At 70.0% G+C, this 24,714-nt stretch carries 16 protein-coding genes; 3 read left to right on the top strand and 13 right to left on the bottom strand.

Annotated elements, in window-relative coordinates:
* Positions 1-9: 9 nt before the first annotated feature.
* Positions 10-1,638: a stealth family protein gene (locus tag ACGFRF_RS07140; protein ID WP_393737584.1), complete on the bottom strand. Its 1,629-nt coding sequence runs from the start codon at positions 1,636-1,638 to the stop codon at positions 10-12.
* Between the two features lie 344 nt (positions 1,639-1,982).
* Here ACGFRF_RS07140 and ACGFRF_RS07145 point away from each other — a divergent pair, with 344 nt between their 5' ends.
* Positions 1,983-3,080 carry an LCP family protein gene (locus ACGFRF_RS07145; RefSeq protein WP_393737585.1) on the top strand — a complete coding sequence of 366 codons (1,098 nt, stop codon included), beginning with the start codon at positions 1,983-1,985 and terminating at the stop codon, positions 3,078-3,080.
* Positions 3,081-3,794: 714 nt separating this feature from the next.
* Here the strand turns inward: ACGFRF_RS07145 and ACGFRF_RS07150 are convergent.
* A complete protein-coding gene (locus ACGFRF_RS07150; RefSeq protein ID WP_393737586.1) occupies positions 3,795-4,919 on the bottom strand; it encodes a hypothetical protein in 1,125 nt (374 codons plus the stop codon).
* Positions 4,920-5,109: 190 nt separating this feature from the next.
* Positions 5,110-6,126, bottom strand: coding sequence for a hypothetical protein (locus tag ACGFRF_RS07155; RefSeq protein ID WP_393737587.1), 1,017 nt, complete (start codon positions 6,124-6,126; stop codon positions 5,110-5,112).
* Positions 6,127-6,197: 71 nt separating this feature from the next.
* Between ACGFRF_RS07155 and ACGFRF_RS07160 the strand changes: the two genes are divergently transcribed.
* Positions 6,198-6,590: an NTP pyrophosphohydrolase gene (locus tag ACGFRF_RS07160; RefSeq protein ID WP_393737588.1), complete on the top strand. Its 393-nt coding sequence runs from the start codon at positions 6,198-6,200 to the stop codon at positions 6,588-6,590.
* Between the two features lie 346 nt (positions 6,591-6,936).
* On the opposite strand, the gene ACGFRF_RS07165 is transcribed toward ACGFRF_RS07160, so the two are convergent.
* The 10 genes from ACGFRF_RS07165 to ngcE all read right to left on the bottom strand — a co-directional run bounded on the left by ACGFRF_RS07165 (position 6,937) and on the right by ngcE (position 20,508).
* Entirely contained in the window at positions 6,937-8,385 is a 1,449-nt protein-coding gene (locus ACGFRF_RS07165; protein WP_393737589.1) for an ArnT family glycosyltransferase, read from the bottom strand.
* A gap of 73 nt (positions 8,386-8,458) precedes the next feature.
* Complete coding sequence (locus ACGFRF_RS07170) at positions 8,459-9,979, bottom strand: amino acid permease (protein WP_393737590.1); 1,521 nt, start codon at positions 9,977-9,979, stop codon at positions 8,459-8,461.
* A 151-nt stretch (positions 9,980-10,130) separates the two neighbouring features.
* Positions 10,131-12,059: a 1-deoxy-D-xylulose-5-phosphate synthase gene (dxs, locus tag ACGFRF_RS07175; RefSeq protein WP_393737690.1), complete on the bottom strand. Its 1,929-nt coding sequence runs from the start codon at positions 12,057-12,059 to the stop codon at positions 10,131-10,133.
* 203 nt (positions 12,060-12,262) lie between these two features.
* Positions 12,263-13,558, bottom strand: a complete 1,296-nt coding sequence (locus tag ACGFRF_RS07180) for a sugar ABC transporter permease (protein ID WP_393737591.1) — start codon at positions 13,556-13,558, stop codon at positions 12,263-12,265.
* Entirely contained in the window at positions 13,555-14,346 is a 792-nt protein-coding gene (locus ACGFRF_RS07185) for an ATP-binding cassette domain-containing protein (protein ID WP_393737592.1), read from the bottom strand. The genes ACGFRF_RS07180 and ACGFRF_RS07185 overlap by 4 nt, the downstream gene beginning before the upstream one ends.
* 185 nt (positions 14,347-14,531) lie before the next feature.
* Positions 14,532-15,638: a sugar ABC transporter substrate-binding protein gene (locus tag ACGFRF_RS07190; protein ID WP_393737691.1), complete on the bottom strand. Its 1,107-nt coding sequence runs from the start codon at positions 15,636-15,638 to the stop codon at positions 14,532-14,534.
* 133 nt (positions 15,639-15,771) lie between these two features.
* On the bottom strand, positions 15,772-16,971 hold the full coding sequence (locus tag ACGFRF_RS07195; protein ID WP_393737593.1) for an ROK family protein: 1,200 nt from the start codon (positions 16,969-16,971) through the stop codon (positions 15,772-15,774).
* Between the two features lie 204 nt (positions 16,972-17,175).
* Complete coding sequence (locus ACGFRF_RS07200) at positions 17,176-18,102, bottom strand: carbohydrate ABC transporter permease (RefSeq protein ID WP_393737594.1); 927 nt, start codon at positions 18,100-18,102, stop codon at positions 17,176-17,178.
* A 4-nt stretch (positions 18,103-18,106) separates the two neighbouring features.
* Positions 18,107-19,033: a carbohydrate ABC transporter permease gene (locus ACGFRF_RS07205; RefSeq protein WP_393737595.1), complete on the bottom strand. Its 927-nt coding sequence runs from the start codon at positions 19,031-19,033 to the stop codon at positions 18,107-18,109.
* A gap of 29 nt (positions 19,034-19,062) precedes the next feature.
* Positions 19,063-20,508: an N-acetylglucosamine/diacetylchitobiose ABC transporter substrate-binding protein gene (gene ngcE, locus ACGFRF_RS07210; protein WP_393737596.1), complete on the bottom strand. Its 1,446-nt coding sequence runs from the start codon at positions 20,506-20,508 to the stop codon at positions 19,063-19,065.
* Between the two features lie 341 nt (positions 20,509-20,849).
* Between ngcE and ACGFRF_RS07215 the strand changes: the two genes are divergently transcribed.
* Positions 20,850-24,653 carry a GH92 family glycosyl hydrolase gene (locus ACGFRF_RS07215; protein WP_393737597.1) on the top strand — a complete coding sequence of 1,268 codons (3,804 nt, stop codon included), beginning with the start codon at positions 20,850-20,852 and terminating at the stop codon, positions 24,651-24,653.
* Positions 24,654-24,714 lie beyond the last annotated feature (61 nt).

Raw genomic sequence — 24,714 nt, forward strand, 5'->3', positions numbered from 1 at the left:
AACTCCGTTTCATCGCTCGTACGGGCTGGGGGTGGGGAAGTAGGAGGTGAGGAAGCCGTCCAGCAGCTCTTGCTGTGCCTCGATGTCCTCCGGTGTCGAGAAGGCGTCGTTGAGACAGAAGGAGTCCCGGTCGCGGCCGTCGAGCAGCCGTTGCAGCCGGTCCGCGAGGTCCGGCACGGCCAGTTGGAGGTAGGTGAAGGGCATCGAGCCCGGTTGCGCCCGGCCGGTCAGCGCCGCGTAGTACAGCGCGAAGGACGAGGTCGGCGACAGGTCGGTCATCGCCCGGAACCTGCTGGCCGCGGTGCGCGCCCAGGCCTCGGGGAAGTCGCGTTCCGCCTCTTCCATCGCCGAGCGCCTGAGGGCGTACGGGATGTGCTCCATCGGCTGGGTGATCACCCTGCCGAAACGTTCAAGCAACAGTGCGCGGTTGTTCTTGCACGCCGCGTCGACCGGGGTGTCGGTCTCCGCCACCGGGCCCTGCGGAATGCGGTTGCGCGAAGGGAAGTAGCGGGCGGTTCCGCTGGGCGTGAAGAAGGCGTGCGGGGCGACCGGGCGGCCGATGAACATGTCGTCGTTGAAGTACAGGAAGTGCTCGGCCAGGCCCTCGATGCGGTGCAGCTGCGACTCGATCGCGTGCGAGTTGAACACGGGCAGCACCGACGGGTCGCGGAAGATCTCGCGATGGGTGGCGATGCGCAGTCCGGGCAGGTCCTCGCGCATCCAGGCCGGGACCTGGTCGTCGGTGACGATGTAGACGTTGCGTATCCACGGCGCGAACAGGTGCAGCGAGCGCACCGAGTAGCGCAGTTCGTCGCGGCTGATGAAGCGGGCGTCGCTCGCGGACTCCGCGTGGTACACCTCGCCCTTCGCCTGCGCCTTGCGCTGCTGCCAGGCGGGGTCGTTGCCGTCGACCCAGGTGTAGACGGCGTCGACGGGGAACGCGATGTCGTCCGCGCAGTTCACCAGGAACTCCGGGCGGGTGGACAGGGCCGGCGCCGAGGGGGGCGGGGTCCAGTCCGAGACGAACCGGCTGAACAGCCGCGCTGAGCCCAGCACGTTCGCGCCGTCGGCGGCGACCGCCCAGGTGGCACGGTTGGCGCGGGGCGCGACGAGGTACGTGCCCTGCCGCCGCCAGAACTCGATCGCGCAGCCGTACTCGTGCCCGAGCAGCAGATGGCGGCCCGGGTCGGTGCGGTACCAGCTGATCTGCAGGACACGCGCGTCGGCGACCTCGCGCCAGGCCCGGGGGTCGCGCGTGGAGACGGGCTTGGCCGGCCGCGGCGCGTCGGGGTCGATCACGCTGAGGTGGCCGGGGTACTGGCCGAGTCCGCGGAACACCGCGCCGAGCACCCGGTCCCGGTCCTCCTCGGCGACGGCGACGACCGTGCCGTGGTCGGCGGTGCCGCGTACCGCGAAGTGGGCGACGCCGGCCGAGTCGAGCAGGGCGGTGAGCGCGGAACGGTTGGCCTCGCGGGCGGCCAGCGGGGTCAGGTCGGCTTCGACGTAGACGTCACCGTGCTCGGCGGTGACGGTGGTGGGTGCGGACTCGGGTGCGAGCCGCCGCACGGCGCCACCGGGCGCGGCCGTGGCCGCCGCGCCCGTCGCCTGTCCGGTGACACGCTCGGATACGGTCGTCACGCCGCTCGCCCCCCACCGGCGGACGCACGCACCAGCACGGCCACCCCTCCCCCATTGCGCACTCGGCCGATGCCGAGGAGTGAGCCGCCGTGGCCGAAAGCCGACCCAGGTTCTCACTAGAAATTTAACTTTCACAGGACGGCCACATCATCGGCAAACTTTCAACCATTTGTCAATGTCGGCCGGAATGACGCAAAACACATACAACCCTTACGCCAGGCTGAACGTCTGATGACCGGTGGATGACTGTCCGCCACGCAGACGGGCCCGGTCTCCTCCCCCACTCGTGCCCTGAGCCCCCGAACACGACGGCATCTGGCCGGCACGAGAGAGGAACCGAGGCAATGACGCACGCCCTGACGGAGACGGGCCCCCGGGGATCACGACGGGAGCCGTCCAACCGCCGGGCCAGACCACCCCGCAGGCGTCGCGTATGGCGCTGGGTCGCCCTGAGTCTGGTGCTGCTCGTACTGGCCGCGGGCGGTGTCGGGTACTGGCTCTACAACGACCTGAACGGCAACATCAAGGGCGTGGACCTGGAGCGGGCGATCGGCGACGACCGGCCCCGCAAGCTGCCCACGTCGGGTCAGAACCTGCTGGTCCTCGGCTCCGACTCGCGCTCCGGCGCCAACGCGGCGCTGGGCACGGGCGACGTCTCCGGGGCGCGCTCGGACACCGCCCTGGTGATCCACGTGCCCGAGGGGCGGTCGAAGGCCGTCGCGGTGAGCATCCCGCGCGACACGCTGGTGACCCGGCCCGAGTGCATGGCGAAGGACGGCTCCAGGCTGCCGTCGAAGAAGCGTGTGATGTTCAACTCCGTGTACGCGCTCGCCGGGCCCGCCTGTGTGGTCAAGACCGTCGAGCAGATGTCCGGGGTGCGCATGGACCACTTCGTGGAGATCGACTTCGCCGGGTTCAAGGGGCTGGTGGACGCGATAGGCGGGGTGACCGTCACCGTCGACCAGGACATCCACGACAAGTCCAGCGGCCTCGACCTGACGGCGGGCACCCACAAGCTGGACGGTACGCAGTCCCTGCAGTTCGTCCGCACCCGGCACGGCATCGGTGACGGCAGCGATCTCGGGCGCATCGGGTTGCAGCAGCAGTTCCTGATCGCCCTGCTGAGCGAGATCAAGCAGCAGGACCTGCTCGGCAGCCCCACCAAGGCCTACAAGATCGCCGACCGGCTCACCCAGTCCCTCACCACCGACTCGGGGCTCGCGTCCCTGACCAAGCTCGCGGAGTTCGGCCGCAGCATGAACGGCGTCGACCCCGCCACCATGGAGACGCTCATGCTGCCGGTCCGGTACGACACCCAGGACCCCAACCGCGTGGTCGCCGCCCAGCCCCAGGCCGGCCGGCTGTGGCAGGCCCTGCGCAACGACACGGCGATACCCGAGTCGGCGAAGAAGTCACCGGCAACGGGCGGTCGGACACCCTGACCGCCCGAGCCTTCACCGACCTCCCGAGCTCCGGCCCCTGACAGGCCGTTCCCCGCCGGCCTCCGGGCCCTCGGCAACCGAGTGGGCCCCGCCCGTCTCCCGGCCCTCGACGGCTGACCGGCCGGACACCGCCGGCCTTCCCGCCTTCACTGTCACGACCGGCCATACTCCGCCGGCTACCCCCCTCGGCGCTCCTACAGACCGGGGCCCCACTGGCAACCCGTCCTGCCCTCGTCGTCCCGCCGACCTCCCGGCCCTCGGCGGCCGACCGGCTGGGCCCCGGCCGGCATCCCGGCCCTCGGCGGCCGACCGGCTGGGCCCCGACCCGCCTCCCGCCTCACTGTCACGACCGGCCATATCCCGCCGGCTACCCCCCTCGGCGCTCCTACAGACCGGGGCCCCGCTGGCATCCCCGCCTGCCGTCGTCCCGCCGACCTCCCGGCCCTCGGCGGCCTGACCGACTAGGCCCCCGCCGGCATCCCAGCCCTCCACGGCCGACCGGCTGGGCCCCCGCCCGCCTCCCGGCCACGACCGGCCATACCCCGCCGGTCTGCCGTCCTCGGCGCTCCTGCAGACCGGGCCCGCGCTGCTTCACGGCCCGCCCCGGCCTCGGCTTCCCGGTCGGCCGGAGGTTTTGGTCCTCGGCGGGCTGGTCGGGCGGTCCCCGCCGAGTTCGGTGTCACGGCCGGACGGGCTTCGTTCCGCGGGGAGTGCTCAGGCGCGGATGGACGGGGCCAGGGCCAGGCCGGGGGCGCCGGTCTGGCGGGCGATGCGCAGGGATCCGTCGGGGGCGATCGCGGCGAGGACGACACGGCCGTGGGCGTCCAACGCCAGGGCCGGGGCCGCCACGGAGCGTTCGCCGGTCGGCGACCACCACAGTCCCCCCTGCTCGTTCTCCGTACCGCACGCGGCGAGCATGACCTGGCCGTCGGGATCGCGGTGGGCCAGCACCGTGCAGTCGTACCCGTCCAGCGCCGCACGCAGCACCGTGACCGGCTCACCGTTCGAAGCGCCGCCGAGCGGGATGACCCAGCCACCGGGGCGGTGCGCGACCAACTGGCCGCTGTCGGGGTCGGCCCAGTAGTACGTCGTCCGGTCCGGCGCCGTCTCCAGCGCCGAGGCCGTACCCGGCGTCACCCGCAGCGGAAGGTTCGGCTCCTGCCGGAACTCGCCGTCGGCCTCCGCCTGCCGCCACCACATGGCGTCCTGCTCGCCGCCCGCCAGCACCTCGATGCGCCCGGAGGCGTGGCCGACCACGGCCAGACCGTCCTGCACCCGGCTGCCCTTGAGGTCCACCCAGGGCTCCCACTTCCCGGTCGGCTCCTCCCGGCGCAGCATCAGCCCGCGGCCCGCGTTCCGCGCGAAGACGTGCACCCGCCCGGACGCGCTCACCGCCGCCACCGGGGCACCGAACCGGGCGGCCTTGTCCCGGTCCTTGTGCGGATTGCCCAGCGACCGCCACTCGGTCACCGGACGGCCCGTCTGGTACTGGATGGCGTGCACGATGTCGACGGCGGGCGGCCCGTCGCCCTTGCCGACCTCACGCCGGCCGACGAAGTGGACATACGTGTCCGCCCCCTGGGCCACCGACAGGTGGGTCAGGCCGGCGACCGGGAAGAACTCGGGGCCCGTCCAGTCGGGGCCGCCCGGCCGGACCTCGGTCCAGCGCAGCAGGCCGTCGGCCGCGCGGCCGTAGGCGGTCAGCCTGCCGTCCTTGCCGCGCACCAGCCAGTGGCCGCCGACGGCCGTCTCGGCCGGTCGCCGCGCGGTCCCGGTGGATATGACGGTGTGCTCGGCCGCTCTGCGTCGGGCGACGCCGCGCCCGGAACCGGTCCGCATGACGTGGCCCGCCCCTTTCCTGCCGCCCGCCCCGGCTGACCTGCCGATTCCCGAACACCTGTTGCACGGGGAAGCCGAGCGCGCCTCATCATAGGTCGAACGTTCGGCGAACACGGTGTGGCGGCCGTGTGCGCGCCCGCTCCCGCGGGGACCGGCCGGAGCCGTCCGGCGGTGCGACCGGAACCCCCCGTCACGTCTCCCGCCACGCCTCCAGCGCCAGCCCCGGCTCGTCCTTCCGCCGGGTCAGCAGGAGTTGACCGGTCGACGGGGACAACGTTGCCGCCACCACCCGCCCGTGCTCGTCCGTCGCCAGGGACACCCGCGCGTCCACCGGCAGCCGCGGGCCCGACTCGGCCCACCAGGCGCCCGCCGACTCCAGCTCCGTCGGATAGGCCGCGAAGGCGACCCGGCCGCTCACGGAACGCTGGGCGAGCAGGGTGCAGTCGTACCCGTCGAGGTCGCAGCGGACCGCCGAGACCGGGCCGGGGCCGGCCGCGGGCAGCAGCGTGACCGGCTTGCCTCCCGGGCGCCAGGCGCACAGGTCGCCGGCGGTGTCGGTGTAGAAGACGGTCGTGCTGTCGGGGGACGTGGCGAGGGCGTACAGGGTGCCCGGGCGGACCGGGGCCTGCAAGGTCTCCCGGAGCACGGGCTGGGCGCCTGCCTCCTCCTGACGCCAGTACGCCAGGCCCGACGGGACGGCCGCGTACAGCTCGACCGTGCCGGACTCCGCCGTCACCGCCGCGAGACCGTCCTGGACCTGCGAGCCTTTGAGGTCCCTCCAGGGCTCCCAGCCGCCCTTCTCCTTCTGCGCGAGCAGGCTGACGCCGCCGCCGTTGTTGCGGACGAAGACATGGGCGCGGCCCTGTGCGTCCACCGCGACGGCGGGCGTGCCGGTCCGGTCGCCCTTCTTGTTCGGGTGGCCGATCGGGTTCCAGTCCAGGGCCGCGAGAAGCGGGCGGAAGTGTGTGGAGTGCACCAGGCCGGACTCGCCCTTGGCGGTGGGCCGCCAGGAGACCAGGTGGGCATAGCCGTCGGCGCCCTGGCCGAGGGCGAGCACGGGGTGCAGTCTCTGGTCGCCGCCCACCGTGCGCGGCGCGGTCCAGGGGCCGTGGGGGCCGCGCTCCGCCCGGCACAGGACAGCGTCGTCCGACAGCTGGTAGACACTGAGCCGGCCGTCACGGCCGCGGATGAGCCAGTCGCCGTTCACCGGTTCACTCTAAGCCGGTCCGCACCGGCCGAACGGACCGCACCCGGCCACCGGCATGGGACCCTGGGCGCATGGACGACGCCCTCGACGCCCCGCTCCCGCGCGGCCCGCTGCTGGTGATCGTGGACGGCGCGAACGTCGTCGGATCGCGGCCCGACGGCTGGTGGCGGGACCGCAGGGGGGCCGCCGAGCGGCTGCGGGACCGGCTGGCCGAGGCGGGACTGCCCGGCCTCGCGGCCCCCGTGGACATCGTGCTCGTGGTCGAGGGCGCGGCCAGGGGCGTGCCGTCCGTGCCGGGGGTACGGGTGGAGTCGGCGCCCGGCAATGGCGACGACCGGATCGTGGAGCTGGCCGCCTCGCACGCCGGCCGGGACCGCCTGGTGATCACCGCGGACCGCGAACTGCGGCGCCGGGTGACCGAGCTGGGCGCGGAGGTGGCCGGCCCGCGCACGGTCCTGGGCTGAACCCCCTCCGGCACCTCGGCGTGCTGCGGAGCACGCGCGCGGGGGCGCCCCGCCGACCGCCTCGAGCACATCATGCGGACCCAGGACCGAGCCGCGCCGCCACTCCCCCACCACCCCGGAGCACAACAGCCACAGCCCCAGCCGAGCCACGCCCACCACCCCTCACCACCCGGCGTACAGCAGCCACGGTCCGGGAGGAGTCACGCCCCCACCCCTCCGACCCGCCGACGTACGACGCACACGGTCCCCCGCCGAGCCACGCCCACCACCCGGCGTACAGCAGCCACGGTCCGGGCCGAGCCCCACCGCCGATCACCCGGCCCCCGCGTACGGCACACACGCCCCGCTACTCCTGCGGCGCCCGGGCGTACAGCACCGCGCCGTCGACCGTGCCCACCTCCTCGTAGCCCCCCGTGAGGAGGCGGCGCAGGCTGGGGAGGCGGTCGGGGGCGTACGGCTTGCCGCGGGAGTCGTCGACGACCAGCGCGGGCCGGTGCGTGCTCATCTCCCGCCGGAACACCGGCCACGCGCCCGCGACGGCGTACTTCTCGCCGACCTGCGGGCCGTCCCGGCCGCCGCTGTAGTTGGTGAGCAGGCCCGCGGTGAGGTAGCGGGTGGCGGGCAGGCGGCCGGCCAGCCAGTACGTCTCCGGGTGTATGCCCCAGACCAGGACGCGGTCCGCGGGCGCGGTGCGGCGCTCGAGGGCGGCCGCGAGCCGCTGCGCGTGGGCGAGTTCGGGGCGCGGGGCGAGCAGGCCCCAGGCGAGGAAGACGGCGCAGCAGCAGGCCGAGGTGAGCACGGCGGCCACGCGCCGTTCCCGGGGCAGGACCTGCAGCGCTCCGGTGGCCAGCAGGGCCAGCGGTGCGGTGAGTTGGAGGTAGTAGTGGCCGAAGAAGTGGCAGCCGAGGGCCACGGCGGCGGCCGAGGAGGCCAGCCACAGCCACAGGTCCACGGCGCCGGTACGGGCGATGCGCAGGGCTCGTACCATCGGCGGGAGCAGGCCCGCCGAGGCCCCGGCCAGGATCGCCGTGTTGGTCAACGCCCGGGCGACGACGTGCAGTTCGGACCCGGTGACGGAGGCGTAGGCGGCCGAGCCGGTCACCGTCCAGAACAGGAATCCGGCCGGGTCGGTCACGAGGGCCGCGCCGAGCACCGGTACGGCGAACCCGGCGGCGAGCCGCGGCACGCCCGTGCGCGGGGTGCCCTGGCGGTACAGCAGCCACGCCACCGGCAGCAGCACCGCGCCACCGGTCTGCTTGGTGAGGAACGCGGCGGCGACGGCGGTCCCGGCCGTGCCCCAGCGCCCGCGGTCGGCGCACCACACGGCGGCGGCCGTGCAGGGCAGTATGAACACCTCGAAGGTGGCCGCCTGCGCGTCCTCGGGATTCAGCCCGACCGAGACCAGCAGATACAGCACCCCGGCGGTCCGACCCGCGCCGTCGCCCCAGCGGCGCCGGGCGAGGGAGGCGAGCAGGACGGCGGTGAGCAGCTGGGCGAGGACCGCCAGCACCCGGAGCGGGGTGAGGGAGCCCGGACCGCACACCGCGAAGGCGGCCTCGTACAGCCAGGGCAGCAGCGGCGGCTTGCGGTCCACGACGGTCTCGTACAGCTGTCCGCCCTGGGCGAGGAGCCGTGCCTGGACGGCGAGGTAGCCCTCGTCCGGGTTCCACAGCGGCCTGGCGAAGGACGGGATCCGGGTGACGCAGGCCAGGACGGACAGGAGGGGCAGCAGCCGCGTCCAGTACGCCGTCCGGGTGGGCACGGTCCATGCGGGGGCGAGGGGCGCGGCGAGCATGGGCAGCACGCTATCCGGCCCCGACGTCTCCACCGAAGCGGGACATACGGGGCCGGAGTGACGAGCAGTACGGTTACGGGGCGTTTCCGGCGGGCGGCCGCGGAACCTCGGTCGCGGTCCGCTCGCGCAGGGCCAGCCGGCTGTGCGTGCGGCCGTAGAGGAAGTAGACGAGGAAGCCGATCACCATCCAGATGGCGAACCGCAGCCAGGTCTCGGCCGGCAGATTGAGCATCAGCCACAGCGAGGCGCACACCGACAGGATCGGGATGACCGGCACCCACGGGGTGCGGAAGGCGCGCGGCAGGTCGGGACGGCTCCGGCGGAGGATGATCACGCTGATGGCGACCACGACGAAGGCGAACAGCGTGCCGATGTTCACCAGTTCGGCCAGCTCGCTCAGGCTGGTGAAGCCGGCCACGATCGCGATGATCACGCCGAGCAGGATGGTCGGCCGGTGCGGGGTCTTGAAGCGCGGGTGCACGCGGGAGAAGAACCGCGGCAGCAGTCCGTCGCGGCTCATCGCGAAGAACACCCGGGTCTGGCCGAGCAGCAGGATCATGCACACGGTGGTCAGGCCGACGGCGGCGCCGAAGCTGATCACGCCCGCGTACCAGGGGTGCCCGATGGACTTGAACGCGTCGGCGAGCGGGGCCTGCACCGACAGCCTGGAGTACTTCTGCATGCCGGTCACGACGATGGACACGGCGACGTAGAGCACCGTGCAGATGAGCAGCGAGCCGAGGATGCCGCGCGGCATGTCCCGCTGCGGGTTGCGGGTCTCCTCCGCGGCGGTGGCGACGATGTCGAAGCCGATGAACGCGAAGAACACCACCGAGGCGGCGGTGAAGATGCCCATCACGCCGAAATTGGACGGTGCCCAGCCGAACATCAGCTGGATGAGCGGTGCCTTGAGGTTCCCGGCCGCTTCGACCGACTGGGCCTTGGGGACGAACGGCTCGTAGTTGCTGCCCTTGACGAAGAAGGCACCGGCGATGATCACGACGAGGACGACGATCACCTTGATGGCGACGACGAGCGAGGTGATCCGGGCCGACAGCTTCATGCCGAGGACGAGGATGCAGGTGAGCACCAGCACCAGGGCGGCGGCCAGGATGTCGAATCCGAAGCCGGAGGCGCCGTCCCGCCCGGCGAGATAGCCCGGCAGGTGCCAGCCGGCGTTGTCCAGCAGCGAGCGGATGTAGCCGGACCAGCCGACCGCCACCACCGCCGTACCGAGCGCGAACTCCAGGACCAGGTCCCAGCCGATGATCCAGGCGGGCAGTTCGCCGAGGGAGGCGTAACTGAAGGTGTACGCCGAGCCCGCCACGGGGACCGTGGACGCGAACTCGGCGTAGCACAGGGCGGCGAGCGCGCAGACCACGCCGGCCGCCACGAAGGCCAGGGACACCGCCGGACCGGCGTTGTTCTTGGCGACCTGTCCGGTCAGGACGAAGATGCCGGTGCCGATGATGACACCGACGCCGAAGACGGTCAGATCCAGCGCGGAGAGGGACTTCTTGAGCGAATGCTCCGGTTCCTCGGTGTCCTGGATGGACTGCTCGACGTTCTTCGTCCGGAAGAGCGCGCTGCTCACGTTCCTGCCTCCCACGCTCGTGAGACCTCGATATGGCTCAACATGATCGAGAGGGTCGGGGTGCGTATGCCCCGGCACTGGCAGGTTCACGCAGCCGGGCCGGTTCCGCCACCGGGAGGAGCGGCGTAACCGGCCCGGACGAGAGGTTCGCCTAGTCGCGCGCGACCTCCACGGAGTCCACCGCGTCCGCCGTACGGTCGAACCGGCCGTCGAGCTTGGAGACCAGCCCGGTGACCTGGCGGGCGATGTCCGGTGCGGTCAGCCCGATCTCGGCGAGCACCTCCGCGCGGGAGGCGTGGTCCAGGAAGCGCGGCGGGATGCCGAAGTCACGCAGCGGCACGTCCACGCCCGCGTCCCTGAGCGCCTGGGCGACGGCGGAGCCGACGCCGCCGACACGGCTGTTGTCCTCGACGGTGACGACGACCCGGTGACGCTCCGCCAGCGGGGCCATGGCCTCGTCGACGGGCTTGACCCAGCGCGGGTCGACCACGGTGGTGGAGATGCCCTGCTGGTCGAGCAGGCCGGCGATCTCCAGGCACATGGGGGCGAGGGCGCCCACGGAGACCAGCAGCACGTCCGGCTTGTCGGTGCCGGGCTCGCGCAGCACGTCCATGCCGCCGACGCGGCCCACGGCCGGCACGGCGGGTCCGACGGCGCCCTTGGAGAAGCGCACCACGGTCGGCGCGTCCTCGACGGCGACGGCCTCGCGCAGCTGTGCCCGCACCTGGTCGGCGTCGCGCGGGGCGGCGAGCCGCAGCCCCGGCACGACCTGAAGGATCGACATGTCCCACATGCCGTTGTGGGAGGCACCGTCGGTACCGGTGACGCCGGCCCGGTCCAGCACGAAGGTCACCCCGCACTTGTGCAGGGCGACGTCCATGAGGACCTGGTCGAAGGCGCGGTTGAGGAAGGTGGCGTACACGGCGAAGACGGGGTGCACCCCGGCGTGCGCGAGGCCCGCCGCCGAGACGGCGCCGTGCTGCTCCGCGATCCCGACGTCATACACGCGTTCGGGGAAGCGCTTGGCGAACTTGTCCAGGCCGACCGGCTGGAGCATGGCCGCCGTGATGGCGACGATGTCCTCGCGCTCCTCGCCGAGCCTGACCATCTCCTCGCCGAACACGGAGGTCCAGTCGGCGCCGGAGGACGCGATCGGCAGGCCCGTGTCCGGGTGGATCTTGCCGACGGCGTGGAAGCGGTCGGCCTCGTCCTGCAGGGCGGGCTGGTAGCCGCGGCCCTTCTCGGTCAGGCAGTGCACGATGACCGGTCCGCCGAACCGCTTGGCCCGGGCCAGCGCCGACTCCAGCGCCTCGATGTCGTGCCCGTCGATCGGGCCGACGTACTTCAGGCCCAGGTCCTCGAACATGCCCTGCGGGGCGATGAAGTCCTTCAGCCCCTTCTTGGCGCCGTGCAGCGTCTCGTACAGCGGCTTGCCGACGACCGGGGTGCGGTCGAGGATGTCCTTCGTCCGGGCGAGGAACCGCTCGTACCCGTCGGTCGTGCGCAGGGTCGCCAGGTGGTTGGCGAGGCCGCCGATGGTCGGGGCGTACGATCGCTCGTTGTCGTTGACGACGATGACCAGCGGGCGGTCCTTGGCCTCGGCGATGTTGTTCAGCGCCTCCCAGGCCATACCGCCGGTCAGCGCGCCGTCACCGATGACGGCGACGACATGGCTGTCCCGCTCGAGCAGCTGGTTGGCCTTGGCGATGCCGTCGGCCCAGCCGAGGACCGTGGAGGCGTGGCTGTTCTCGATGACGTCGTGCTCGGACTCGGCCTGCGAGGGGTAGCCCGACAGGCCGCCCTTCATCTTCAGCCGGGAGAAGTCCTGCCGGCCGGTGAGCAGCTTGTGCACGTAGGACTGGTGGCCGGTGTCCCACAGGACCTTGTCCTTCGGCGACTCGAAGACGCGGTGCAGGGCGATGGTCAGCTCCACCACACCGAGGTTGGGGCCGAGGTGGCCGCCGGTCTTGGAGACGGCGTCGACGAGGAAGGTCCGGATCTCCTCTGCCAGCTGGTCCAGCTCCTCCAGGCTGAGCCGGTCCAGATCGCGCGGTCCCCTGATGCGGGTCAGCAGCGGCACCCGTGCCTCCTTGCAGTAGAGCTGATCGAGCTGTTGCCGGGCTCGCCCGAGTCTAATGTTCATGCTGTGCGGGACACGACAGTGCCCGGCACCTTTCAGGCACCGGGCACTGGTCCCATCCGCGGGGGCGCGGGGGACCGCGGGACGAGCCACCGAGGGCCCGCACCCGCAGGTCACACCCGCACTCCCGCGGCGGCTAGACGCTAGGCACGCCCCGCCGTCTTCTGCGTCTTGCGCGTGATGGAGTCGATGACCACCGTGGTCAACAGCACAGCCGCGGTGATCATGTACTTCACCGGCTCCGCGATGGACTCCAGCTGGAGACCGTACTGGATGGACACGATGACCAGCACACCCAGCAGGGCGTTCCAGGTGCGGCCACGGCCACCGAACAGCGAGGTACCGCCGATCACCGCGGCAGCGATCGCGTTCATCAGCAGGTCACCCGTACCGGCGCTCTGGTTGGCCGAGGCGATCTTCGAGGCCAGGAACAGACCGCCGATCGCGGCGAACCCGCCGGAGACGGCGAACACGGAGATCCGCACCGCGGTGACGTTGATACCCGCACGCCGGGACGCCTCGACGCTGCCGCCGAGCGCGAAGATCTTGCGGCCGTAGGAGGTGCGCCGCAGCACGAAGTCCGTGCCGACCAGGAACGCGACGAAGATCACCGTGGCCAGGGGCAGGCCCTTGTACTGGTTGTACATGTAGGCCCCGGCGAAGGAGATCACGGCCAGCAGAACCGTGCGCAGGACCGTGTCGCTGAGCGGCCGGGACGGGACGCCCGCGGCCTCCCGGCGCCGGTTGCCGAGGAAGGAGGAGAGGAAGAACAGCGCGACCACGACGACGGCCAGGCCGTAGGCGGCCGCCACGTCCGTGAAGGTGTACGTGGTCAGCTTGCCGATCAGGCCGTCGCTGTCGAGGTTGATCGTGCCGTCCTCGCCCAGCACCTTCAGCATGAAGCCCAGCCAGAACAACAGACCGGCCAGGGTGACGGCGAAGGCGGGGGCGCCGAGCACCGCGAAGAAGAAGCCGTGCAGCGCGCCGATGGCGGCACCGGCGGCGATGGCGACGAGAACGGCCACCCACTCGGGCCAGCCCTGGTTGACCGTGAGGACGGCCGCGAGGGCACTGGCCGCGCCGCTGACCGAACCGACCGACAGGTCGATCTCGCCGAGCAGCAGCACGAAGACGATGCCGACGGAGATCATGCCCGTGCCGACCATCGTGACCGTGATGTTGCTGATGTTCTGCGCGGAGAGGAACTCGGAGTTCAGGACCTGGAAGATGATGCAGATGATCGCCAGGCCCAGGACGACCGGGAGGGAACCCAGCTCGCCGGCCTTCATCTTGCGCTTGAACTCGCTCCAGTAGCCGAGCAGGCCCTGCTCGCGCACGAGGAGACGCGGGTCGACCGCGGTGACGGCCGCGGCCGCCGCCTCGGGGTTCTCGACCACGTGCTCGTCCTGCGGGGTCGCGGAGGTCTTGTCGATGCTCACTTGGAAACCTCCCCGTTCGTGCGCGCCGCACGGCGGGTCACGGCGTTGTCGGTGGCGCCCGTGATGGCGGAGATGATCTCCTCCTGAGAGGTCGTCTTGACCTCGAAGACACCGTTGTTGCGGCCGAGGCGCAGGACGGCGACCTTGTCGGCCACCGCCTTCACGTCCGCCATGTTGTGGCTGATGAGGATGACGGCGTGACCGCGCTCGCGCAGTCGCTCCACCAGGTCGAGGACCTGGGCGGTCTGCTCGACGCCGAGGGCGGCGGTGGGCTCGTCGAGGATGACCAGCTTCGGGTCGCCGAGCATGGAGCGGGCGATGGCCACGGTCTGGCGCTGACCGCCGGAGAGCGAGGCGATCGGGATGCGGACGCTCGGGATGCGGATCGACAGCGTGGTGAGCAGCTCGCGGGAGCGGCGCTCCATCTCTACCTCGTCCAGGACGCCCCACTTCCTCAGCTCACGGCCGAGGAACAGGTTGCCGACGACGTCGATGTTGTCGCACAGCGCGAGGTCCTGGTAGACCGTCGCGATGCCCAGGGCCTGGGCGTCGTGCGGCCTGCTGATCGAGACGGGCTCGCCATTCCATTCGATGACGCCCTCGTCGATGGGGTGGACGCCGGCGATCGTCTTGACCAGCGTGGACTTTCCGGCGCCGTTGTCGCCGACCAGGGCGACCACCTCACCGGCGTGGACCTCAAGCTCTACGTCGGTGAGCGCCTGAACGGCACCGAACCGCTTGGAGACCCCGCGCAACGCCAGCACGGGCGTAGCGGACACGTGAACCATCTCCTTCGCCGCCTGACCCGGCGGGAGGTTGTGCAGAAAGATTGGGGGGAGTTCCGTCCGGCGCCCCGCGTCGAGCTTGCGGGGCTGTCTGTGCGCGGGGCGCCGGAGGAGCCGTGGGCAGTCGGTCGTGTTCCCTACGGGCAGTCAAGGACGAATGCCCGCTCCTGGGAAGGACGTGCGACTGCTTACTTGTTGAGGCCGATCTTCTCGCAGGCGGCCTTGTACTTGCCGGCGCAGATCTCGTCCACGGTGTAGACGCCGTCCTTGATGACGGTGTCCTTGATGTTGTCCTTGGTCAGCGAGGTGACCGGGACCAGCACCGAGGGGACGTCCTTCTGGGAGTTGCTGGAGACCTTGTCCTTGGCGACGGAGTCCAGCGACTTGCCCTGGGCGAGCGCGACGGCCATCTCGGCGGCGGCGTCGGCCTCGGGAGCGTACGGCTTGTAGACGCTCATGTACTGCTCACCGGCGACGATGCGCTGCACACCGGCCAGCTCGGCGTCCTGGCCGGTGACCGGGACCTTGACGCCCGCGGCGTTGAGGGCGGTGATGATACCGCCGGCCATGCCGTCGTTGGCGGAGTACACGCCCGCGATCTTGCCCTTGCCGACCGAGGAGATCGCCGCCTCCATCTCGGAGTTGGCGTTGTCCGGCGACCACTCCTTGGTGTCGTACTCCTTGGCGATGGTGACCTTGCCGTCGAGGACGGAGTGCGCGCCCTTCTTGAACTGGGCGGCGTTGGGGTCGGTGACCGAGCCGTTGATCATGACGATCTTGGAGGACTTGGTGGCCTTGCTGCCGAGCGCCGTCAGCAGGGCCTGGCCCTGGGTCTTGCCGACCTCCTCGTTGTCGAACGAGGTGTAGGCGCTGATCGGGCCCTCGGCGAGGCGGTCGTAGGCGACGACCTTGATGCCCGCGTCCACGGCCTTCTGGACCGAGTTCTGGATGGCCTTGGCGTCCACCGCGTCCACGATCAGGACGTCCACCTTGTTGGTGATCATGGTGTCGACCTGCTGGGCCTGCAGGTTCGCGTCCTGGCGGGCGTTGTTGTACTGGACGTCGGCCTTGCCGTTCGTCAGCTCCTTGATCTTCTTCTCGATCAGCGGCCTGTCGAACTTCTCGTACCGCGCGGTCTTGTTCTCCGGCAGGAGCAGACCGACCTTGATGTCGTCGCCCTTGTTGGCCGACGAGGAGGAAGAGCTGTCGTTGCCCTTCGACTCCTTGGCGCTGCCACACGCGGCCAGCGAGACGGCCATGGCACCCGCGGCAACAGCAACTGCGGCACGACGCATACGTGCGTTCACTTGAGAAACCTCCCTGACGAGGCCGCGTCGTTGCGGCCGAGGTGGCTGGAAGTCAACTCGGCCACACGTGCGACGTCAAGAAGTAAATCCTTAACGAGATGGCAACGGTGCCATCCGTTCTCTAAGTGAAGGCAGGGGCCGCGACAGGCAGCGTTCCATCCAAAAGGGTCGAATCGCCCATCTCGCTGAGGGCGAGGGCGAGCGCTCCGAGCACCTCCGCACGGCCCCCAAGTGCCCCCGGGAGAACGGACAGTTGGCGCGCCGCACTGGGAATGGCGTAGCGGCCGACGGACTCCCTGATCGGCCCGAGCACCAGCTCACCGGCCTCCGCGAGATCACCGCCGAGGACCACCCTGCTCGGGTTCAGCAGATTGCAGAGATTGGCCACTCCACTGCCGATGTGGCGGCCGACGTCGGCGATCACCCGACGACAGCCCGGGTCACCGTCCCTGGCCAGCCGTACGACACCTTCCATCGTCAGGTCGGGGCCGTGGCTGGGCTGGAGCAACGGGAGCACATAGCGTGCGGCCGCGAACGTCTCCAGGCAGCCGCGGTTCCCGCAACGGCAGACCGGGCCGGATTCATCGAGTGTAATGTGCCCGATTTCTCCTGCAGTGCCGCCGGGGCCGCGATAGATCTTCCCGTCGATCACCAGACCGGCGCCGACGCCGCTCGCGACCTTGATGTACGCCAGGTCGCGCACGCCCTTGCCGCTGCCCCAGACCAGCTCGCCGAGGGCGCCGAGGTTGGCGTCGTTGTCCACGTGCACGGGCACGCCGAGCCGCTCGCGCAGCTCCTCCGCGGGCTTGGTGCCGCCCCAGCCGGGCAGGATCGCGGTGGACCCCAGCGTCCCCGACTCCACGTCGATCGGCCCCGGCACACCGAGCCCCACGCCGGCCACCTTGGACCGGTCCACCCCGGTTGCTGCGATCAGGCGACTGACCAGCCCCTCGGCCCGGTCGAAGCCCTGGGCGGAGGAGGCGTCGACGTCCAGCGGCTCGGACTCCTCGGCCAGCACCTGATGGGCGAGGTTCCCGATCGCGACGCGCAGATGGGTGTGCCCGAAGTCGACGCCGATCACGATGCCGGCGTCGCCGCTCAGGCTGACGCTGCGGGCCCGCCGTCCGCCCGCCGACGTGGGCGTGACCTCGACGGTTCCGCCGTCCTTCAGCTCCCGCACGATGTTGGAGACGGTCGCTGCGGACAGACCGGTCGTCCGCGCGATCTCCGCCTGCGTGAGGGACCCGGCCAGGCGCACGGCCCGGACGACCCGCTCCAGGTTGGCTCGGTGCAGTGATGACTGCGACCCTGGAGTCTCCACGACGACCTCCTGAGCGCGGGGCCGCTTCGGCGAGGCCCCGTGTATGTCCAACTAGTGAACTCTAAGCTGAGCCGTTCGGGGTGACTTCCGTCAAGAGGTTGAACCGTATCCGGGTACCTGGACAGTGTGAAGCACACCGCCCCGGCGAGCGGGACGGTGTGCTGTCGTACGGTCGCGGGGCGTCACCCCGCCGGGTCGGCGCCCCTACTTCAGCGCCCCCGCGGTCAGCCCCTGCACCACCTGGCGCTGGAAGACGATGTACGCCGCGAGCACCGGCAGCATCGCCATGACCAGGCCCGCGAACAGCCCGGACCAGTCACCCTTGTAGCCCTGGCTGACCGCCAGCTGGACCAGGCCCTGGGTGAGGACCTTCTTGTCGGGGTCGGTGTTGAGGACCGTGGGCAGCATGTACTGGTTCCACTGGCCCAGGAAGTTGAAGATGCCCACGCTGATCAGACCCGGCTTCGCCATCGGCAGCATGATCTGGAAGAACGTACGCGTGTGCGAAGCGCCGTCCACGAATGCCGCCTCCGCCACCGAGGTGGGCAGGGTGCGGAAGAACGCCGTGAGGAAGAAGACCGTGAACGGCAGCGAGTACGCGATGTAGACCAGGATCAGGCCGTGGATCGAGTTCAGCAGACCCATGTTGTTCACGACGTAGAACAGCGGGACCAGCGCGAGCATGACCGGGAAGCTCATGCCGCCGATGAACAGGTAGTAGATGAAGCGGTTGCCCGGGAAGTCGAAACGGGCCAGCACGTACGCCGCCATGGAGCCGAGCACCAGGGTGCCGATGAGCGAGCCGCCGACCACGAGGACGGTGTTCAGGAAGTAGTCGCTCATGTTGGCGTCGGTCCACGCCCGGGCCCAGTTGTCGAAGTGCAGCTTGTCGGGCAGGGACCAGGGCGAGCCGAAGATGGAGCTGTCGTCCTTGAAGGACGTCATCACCGCCCACACCAGCGGCATGACCACCATGATCGCCCAAAGGACCAGGATGCCGTGGGAGAAGACATTGAGGACGGTGCCGTCCTTCTTCTGCCCGGAGGGCCGTGCGGCCGGGGCCGTGTCCACCTTGGAGACGGTCGCGCCGGACTCGGCCGGCAGCGGGGCGGGGGTCTCGGTCGTCTTCATCGCTTCAGTACTCCAGCCGCTCGCGACGGCCCAGCCGCATCACGATCGCCGCGAACGCGAGCGTGACGACGAGCAGGGCGACGCCGATGGTGGTGGCGTAGGCGGCCTGACCGTCCCGGAACGCCTTCTGGTACACGTACAGGACCATCACGGTGGTCGAGTAGTCGGGGCCGCCCGGTCCGGTCGTCATGATCTGTACGACCGCGAACGACTCGGCGCCGAGCGCGAGGATGCCCATGTAGACCCAGCCGGACTGCACGGTGTCCCACAGCAGCGGCAGGGTGACGCGGAAGAAGGTGGTGAAGCGGCTGGCGCCGTCCAGCAGGGCCGCCTCGTACAGCTCGGCCGGGATCGAGGCCATGCCCGCGGAGAACAGCACCACGAAGAAGCCGACCGTGGACCACACGAGCACCGCCATCACGCACCACAGCGCGAGGCTCGGGTCGCCCAGCCACAGCGGCTGGACGCCGTCGAGGCCGATGCCCCGCAGGAGCGAGTTGATGGCGCCGCTGTCGGGGTTGTACGCGAAGGCGAACAACAGCGAGACGATCGCGATCGAGAGCACCTGCGGGAAGAAGTAGACGATCTTGTAGAAGGACGAGCCCCGGACCCCCGAGATCGCGGGGCCGCCCCTCCTCCGGCGTCCGCCCACATTGATCATGAAGGCGAAGAACAGCGCCAGACCGATCGTCACCACCGGCAGCACCAGAGCGAACAGCAGACTGTGCTGCAACGACTTCCAGAAGATGTCGTCGTCGAACATCCTCTTGTAGTTGTCGAAGCCGACCATCTTGAATTCGGGGCTGAGGCCCGTCCAGTCCGTGAACGAGTAGTAGATGGACTGGATGAACGGCCACACCACGAAGAGCGCGTACAGTCCCAGGGGCAGTGCCAGAAACCCCACAATGAACCGGTACTTGCCGTGCTGCATCGCCACTCCGGTGCTGTCAGGGTGCTGGTTTACTGGTGCTTGTAGTGCTTGATCGAAGTGTCCTTGGCCGCCTCGTCGGCAAAGCCCTGGATCTTCTTGATGGCTTCGGCCGGGGTGAGCCGGCCGGCCATCATCTCGCCGAGACCGGCCACACCGATCTTCTCCTTCTGCAGCTGCACGTACCAGTCCTGGATCCGCGGATTCACCACGTTGGATCCTGCCTTGTCCAGGGCCGCCACGCCCGACTTCAGACCCGGCGTCAGCGTGATGCCGGTGGTGCCGCCGTTGTACGCGGTCAGGGACTTCACCTTGGCGGTGAAGTTCTTCGAGGACGCCTCGGAGAGCATGATGCGCAGCTGCTCCATGCCGCCCTCGGTGTTCTTCGCCTTGGCGGGCACGACGAAGGGCTCACCGCCGGAGGCCCAGATGGTGCCGAACGGCAGCTTGTCGGAGCTGTCGAGGCCGGTGGGCGCGGAGACGGCGAGGTCGAAGTCGGCCGGGATGACGTTGGCCGACTCGTTCTCCACCCAGGAGCCGTTCGGGATGAACAGCGCCTTGCCCTTGGCCCAGGCGGTCTGCGACTGGATGTGGTCCAGGCCCGGCGTGCCCTTGAGGATGTAGCCCTTCTTGTACAGCTCGTAGTACGCCTCGAAACACGCCTTGACCGCGGGGTGCTTCCAGGCGTTCGGCTCCAGGTTGTCGATGGCGTCGAGGACCTCGCGGCCGCCGACCTTGCCGATCATCGGGTAGAGGGAGAAGGGGACGTAGTACGGGTACTTGCCCGCGTACGTCCAGCCCGCCATGCCCTTCTTCTTGGCCTTCTCGCACACCGCCAGCATCTGGTCCCAGGTCTGCGGGTACTCGGCGTCCAGCGAGTCGAGGGCCTTCTGCGAGTACCAGACGCCGTAGACCGTGTAGGCGTAGTACAGGATCCAGACCGGCTTGCCGTCGAACTGGCCCATCTCCACGATGCCGGGGCGCAGCGTGTCACGGACCTTCTTGTTCGGGTCGTCGTACGACGGCGCGTCCAGCAGCGGGGTGAGGTCCGCCAGCTGGTTCTTGCCGACGAGCACACCCATGTCCATCTGCTCGGCGCCGGAGTTGTCGATGAGGTCCGGCGGATTGCCCTGGTTGAAGCGGGGCTGCAGGGTGGACTGGATCTTCTGGGTGGCGGCGAACTTCACCTTGGCCTGGGGGAAGTCCTTCTCGTAGACCTTCACCGCGTCCTGGGCGTACTCCTTGCCGAAGCCGCCGTCGAAGAGGACGAATTCCATGCCGGCGGTCTCGTTGACGCCGAGCGGGTTCTTGGCGGTCTTCTTGCCCGCCTCGGCCTTGTCCTGTCCGTCGCCGCCGCTGCTCGCGCAGGCGGACAGCAGACCCATGCCCGGCGCCGCCACCAGGCCGAGCGCGGCGGACCGCTTGATCAGATCGCGACGGCCGACGCCTTCGCCACCGTGGTGCGCAGTGGATCCCATGCTCAAGTCCTCGCCTTCTCCAGGACTCAGGCGGTGAACCGGATCCTCCCCGGCACCGCTGTCGGGTAGTGCAGGGTCGTGCAGGAAACGCCGACAGGTATAGTCCACTTCCCGCCAGCGGAGCAAGATCGAATGCAAGGTTCGCGTTGGGTCTTTTCCGAGTTGAGACCTCTCGGAAATATGAGCGGCCTGTACGCGCTTCGCCGGAAAAATTCGCGACACAAGCCCCTGAATGCCACACCCAACACCCTTGACATCACGGGCCACTTGACGCCCTACTGGTTGCTGCGCACCGATTTTGACAACGTTGTCCACACGGTCGCAGGAGGGGAAATCCGTAGATGCAGCGGAGAACCAGGCACAGATGGGATCCGGCGGTCGTCCTCACGGCCGCCTTTGTCATGGCCGTCGGCGCGCAGGGAGCGGCGGTCGCCCTGCCCGCCGAGGCTCCGTCGGCCGACCAGGCGTTCGCATCCTCGTTCGAGGCGGACGATCCGGCGCCGGACTGGCTGAACACCGTCGACACCTCGGCGGACGGCGGCAAGCGCGCCTCGGGCGTCGACGGCGGCTACAGCACCGGCATTCCGGGCAATGTGACCGACCATGTCACCGAGGTACGGGCCAGCGGCGAGAACACGGTCGCCGGCGAGGTGAAGGAGAACCTCGCCGACGGCGAGCCCGGCACGAAATGGCTGACCTTCGCGCCCACCGGCTGGGTGGAGTTCGACCTGGACAAGCCCGTCAAGCTGGTGACGTACGCGCTCACCTCGGCCAACGACTACGACGCGCGCGACCCACGGGACTGGACCCTGCTGGGCTCCAGCGACGGCAAGGACTGGAAGACCGTCGACACCCGGGCGGGCGAGAACTTCTCCGAGCGGTTCCAGACGAAGTCGTACGACCTGGCCGAGCCGGCCGAGTACCAGCACTTCCGGCTGGAGGTGACCAGGAACAACGGCGCCTCGGACATCCTGCAGCTCGCCGACGTGCAGTTCTCCACCGGTGGCGGGGGCGGCCCGGTGCCGCAGGACATGCTGACGCTGGTCGACAAGGGCCCGAGCGGCTCGCCGACCGCCAAGGCCCGGGCCGGCTTCACCGGAAAGCGTGCCCTGCGCTACGCCGGACGGCACACGGCGGGCGGCCGGGCGTACTCCGACAACAAGGTCTTCGACGTGAACGTGAAGGTCGGCCGCGACACCCAGCTGTCGTACCGCGTCTTCCCGTCCATGGCCGACGGCGACCGCGACTACGACGCGACGAACGTCTCCGTCGACCTGGCCTTCACCGACGGGACCTACCTCAGTGGCCTGGGGGCGCTCGACGAGCACGGCTTCGTGCTGTCGCCGCGCGGTCAGGGCGCGTCGCAGTCGCTCTACGTCAACCAGTGGAACAACGTGGTCTCGCGGATCGGTTCGGTCGCGGCCGGCAAGACGGTCGACCGCATCCTGGTGGCGTACGACTCCCCCGACGGCCCGGCGAAGTTCCGCGGTTGGATAGACGACGTGGCGCTGCGGCCGGTGGCCCCCGAGAAGCCCAAGGCGCACCTGTCGGACTACGCGCTGACCACCCGCGGCACCAACTCCAGCGGCAGTTTCTCGCGCGGCAACAACTTCCCGGCGACAGCGCTCCCGCACGGCTTCAACTTCTGGACCCCGGTGACCAACGCGTCCTCGCTGAGCTGGCTGTACGAGTACGCACGTGCGAACAACGACGACAATCTGCCCACGATCCAGGCGTTCAGCGCGAGCCACGAGCCCAGTCCGTGGATGGGTGACCGGCAGACCTTCCAGCTCATGCCGTCGGCCGCGTCGGGCACCCCGGACACCGGCCGCGAGGCACGGGAACTGGCCTTCCGGCACGAGAACGAGACCGCGCGGCCGTACTACTACGGCGTCCGGTTCGAGAACGGCCTCAAGGCGGAGATGACGCCGACCGACCACGCGGCGGTGCTGCGCTTCACCTATCCGGGCGCGGACGCGAGTGTGCTGTTCGACAACGTGACCGAGCAGGCGGGCCTGACGCTCGACAAGGAGCACGGGATCGTCACCGGCTACTCGGACGTGAAGTCCGGCCTGTCCACGGGCGCCACCCGGTTGTTCGTGTACGGCGAGTTCGACAAGCCGGTGACCGACGGCGGATCGAGCGGGGTGAAGGGCTTCCTGCGCTTCGACGCGGGCGCCGACCGCACCGTCACCCTGCGGCTCGCGACCTCGCTCATCGGCATCGACCAGGCGAAGGACAACCTGCGCCAGGAGGTCCCGGCCGGCACGTCCTTCGACAAGGTCGAGGCGCGTGCCCAGCGTGTCTGGGACAAGCTGCTCGGCAAGGTCGAGGTGAAGGGCGCGACCCCCGACCAGCTGACCACGCTGTACTCCGGGCTGTACCGGCTCTACCTGTACCCCAACTCCGGCTTCGAGAAGGTCGGCGGCAAGAACCAGTACGCCTCGCCCTTCTCCGCCATGCCCGGCCCGGACACCCCGACGCACACCGGCGCCAAGATCGTCGACGGCAAGGTGTACGTCAACAACGGCTTCTGGGACACCTATCGGACCACCTGGCCGGCGTACTCGTTCCTGACGCCCTCCCAGGCGGGCGAGATGGTCGACGGGTTCGTGCAGCAGTACAAGGACGGCGGCTGGACCTCCCGCTGGTCCTCCCCCGGCTACGCGGACCTGATGACCGGCACCTCCTCGGACGTGGCGTTCGCCGACGCGTACGTCAAGGGCGTGAAGTTCGACGCGGCGGCGGCCTACGACGCGGCCGTGAAGAACGCGACCGTCGTCCCGCCGGCGTCCGGCGTGGGCCGCAAGGGCATGGCCACCTCGCCCTTCCTCGGCTACACCGGCACCGACACCCACGAGGGCCTGTCGTGGGCGATGGAGGGCTACGTCAACGACTACGGCATCGCCCGGATGGGCCAGGCGCTGTACGAGAAGACGGGTGAGAAGCGCTACAAGGAGGAGTCGCAGTACTTCCTCAACCGGGCGCAGGACTACGTGAAGCTGTTCGACTCCGAGGCCGGCTTCTTCCAGGGCCGAAACGCCAAGGGCGACTGGCGGGTGGACTCCGCGACGTACGACCCGCGCGTGTGGGGCTACGACTACACGGAGACCAACGGCTGGGGCTACGCCTTCACCGCCCCCCAGGACAGCCGGGGCCTGGCCAACCTCTACGGCGGCCGGCAGGCCCTCGCGGACAAGCTCGACGAGTACTTCGCCACGCCGGAGACGGCCTCCCCGGACTACGTCGGCTCCTACGGCGGTGTCATCCACGAGATGACCGAGGCGCGCGACGTCCGGATGGGCATGTACGGCCACTCCAACCAGGTCGCGCACCACGTGATCTACATGTACGACGCGGCCGGCGAGCCCTGGAAGGCGCAGGCGTACGCCCGCGAGGCGCTCGCCCGCCTCTACACCGGCAGCGAGATCGGGCAGGGCTACCACGGCGACGAGGACAACGGCGAGCAGTCGGGCTGGTACCTCTTCTCCGCGCTCGGCTTCTACCCGCTGGTCATGGGCAGCGGTGAGTACTCCATCGGCTCCCCGCTGTTCAAGCAGGTCACCGTGCACCTGGAGAACGGCCGGGACCTGGTGGTCAAGGCGCCCAGGAACAGCGCGAAGAACGTCTATGTCCAGGGCGTGACGTTCGACGGCCGTCCGTGGAAGTCCACCTCGCTCCCCCACTCGCTGCTGTCCAAGGGCGGTGTGCTGGAGTTCTACATGGGTGACAAGCCCTCCACGTGGGGCACGGGCAAGGACGCCGCCCCGGTCTCCATCACCCAGGACGACAAGGTGCCGACGCCGCGCGCGGACGTGCTGAAGGGTGACGGCGCCCTGTTCGACGACACGTCGGCGACGAGCGCGACGGTCACCTCGGTGGACCTGCCGGCCGACGGTGCCGTGCGGCCGGTGCAGTACACGCTGACCTCGGCAGCGGACCACACGAAGGCGCCGACCGGCTGGACCCTGCAAGGCTCCACGGACGGCACGACCTGGAAGACCCTGGACCACCGCTCCGGCGAAACGTTCAGGTGGGACCGCCAGACGCGGGCCTTCACCCTCGCCGCCCCCGGGACCTACACGAAGTACCGCCTGGTCCTGGACGGCGAGTCGACGCTGGCGGAGGTGGAGCTGCTGGCCTGACCAAGGCAAGGGGGAAGGGGGCGGGCCCGCTCGGGTCCGCCCCCTTCCCCCTTCGTGTGCG

Origin of the sequence: Streptomyces sp. NPDC048521, from assembly GCF_043199855.1 — a bacterium.
Classification (GTDB): domain Bacteria; phylum Actinomycetota; class Actinomycetes; order Streptomycetales; family Streptomycetaceae; genus Streptomyces.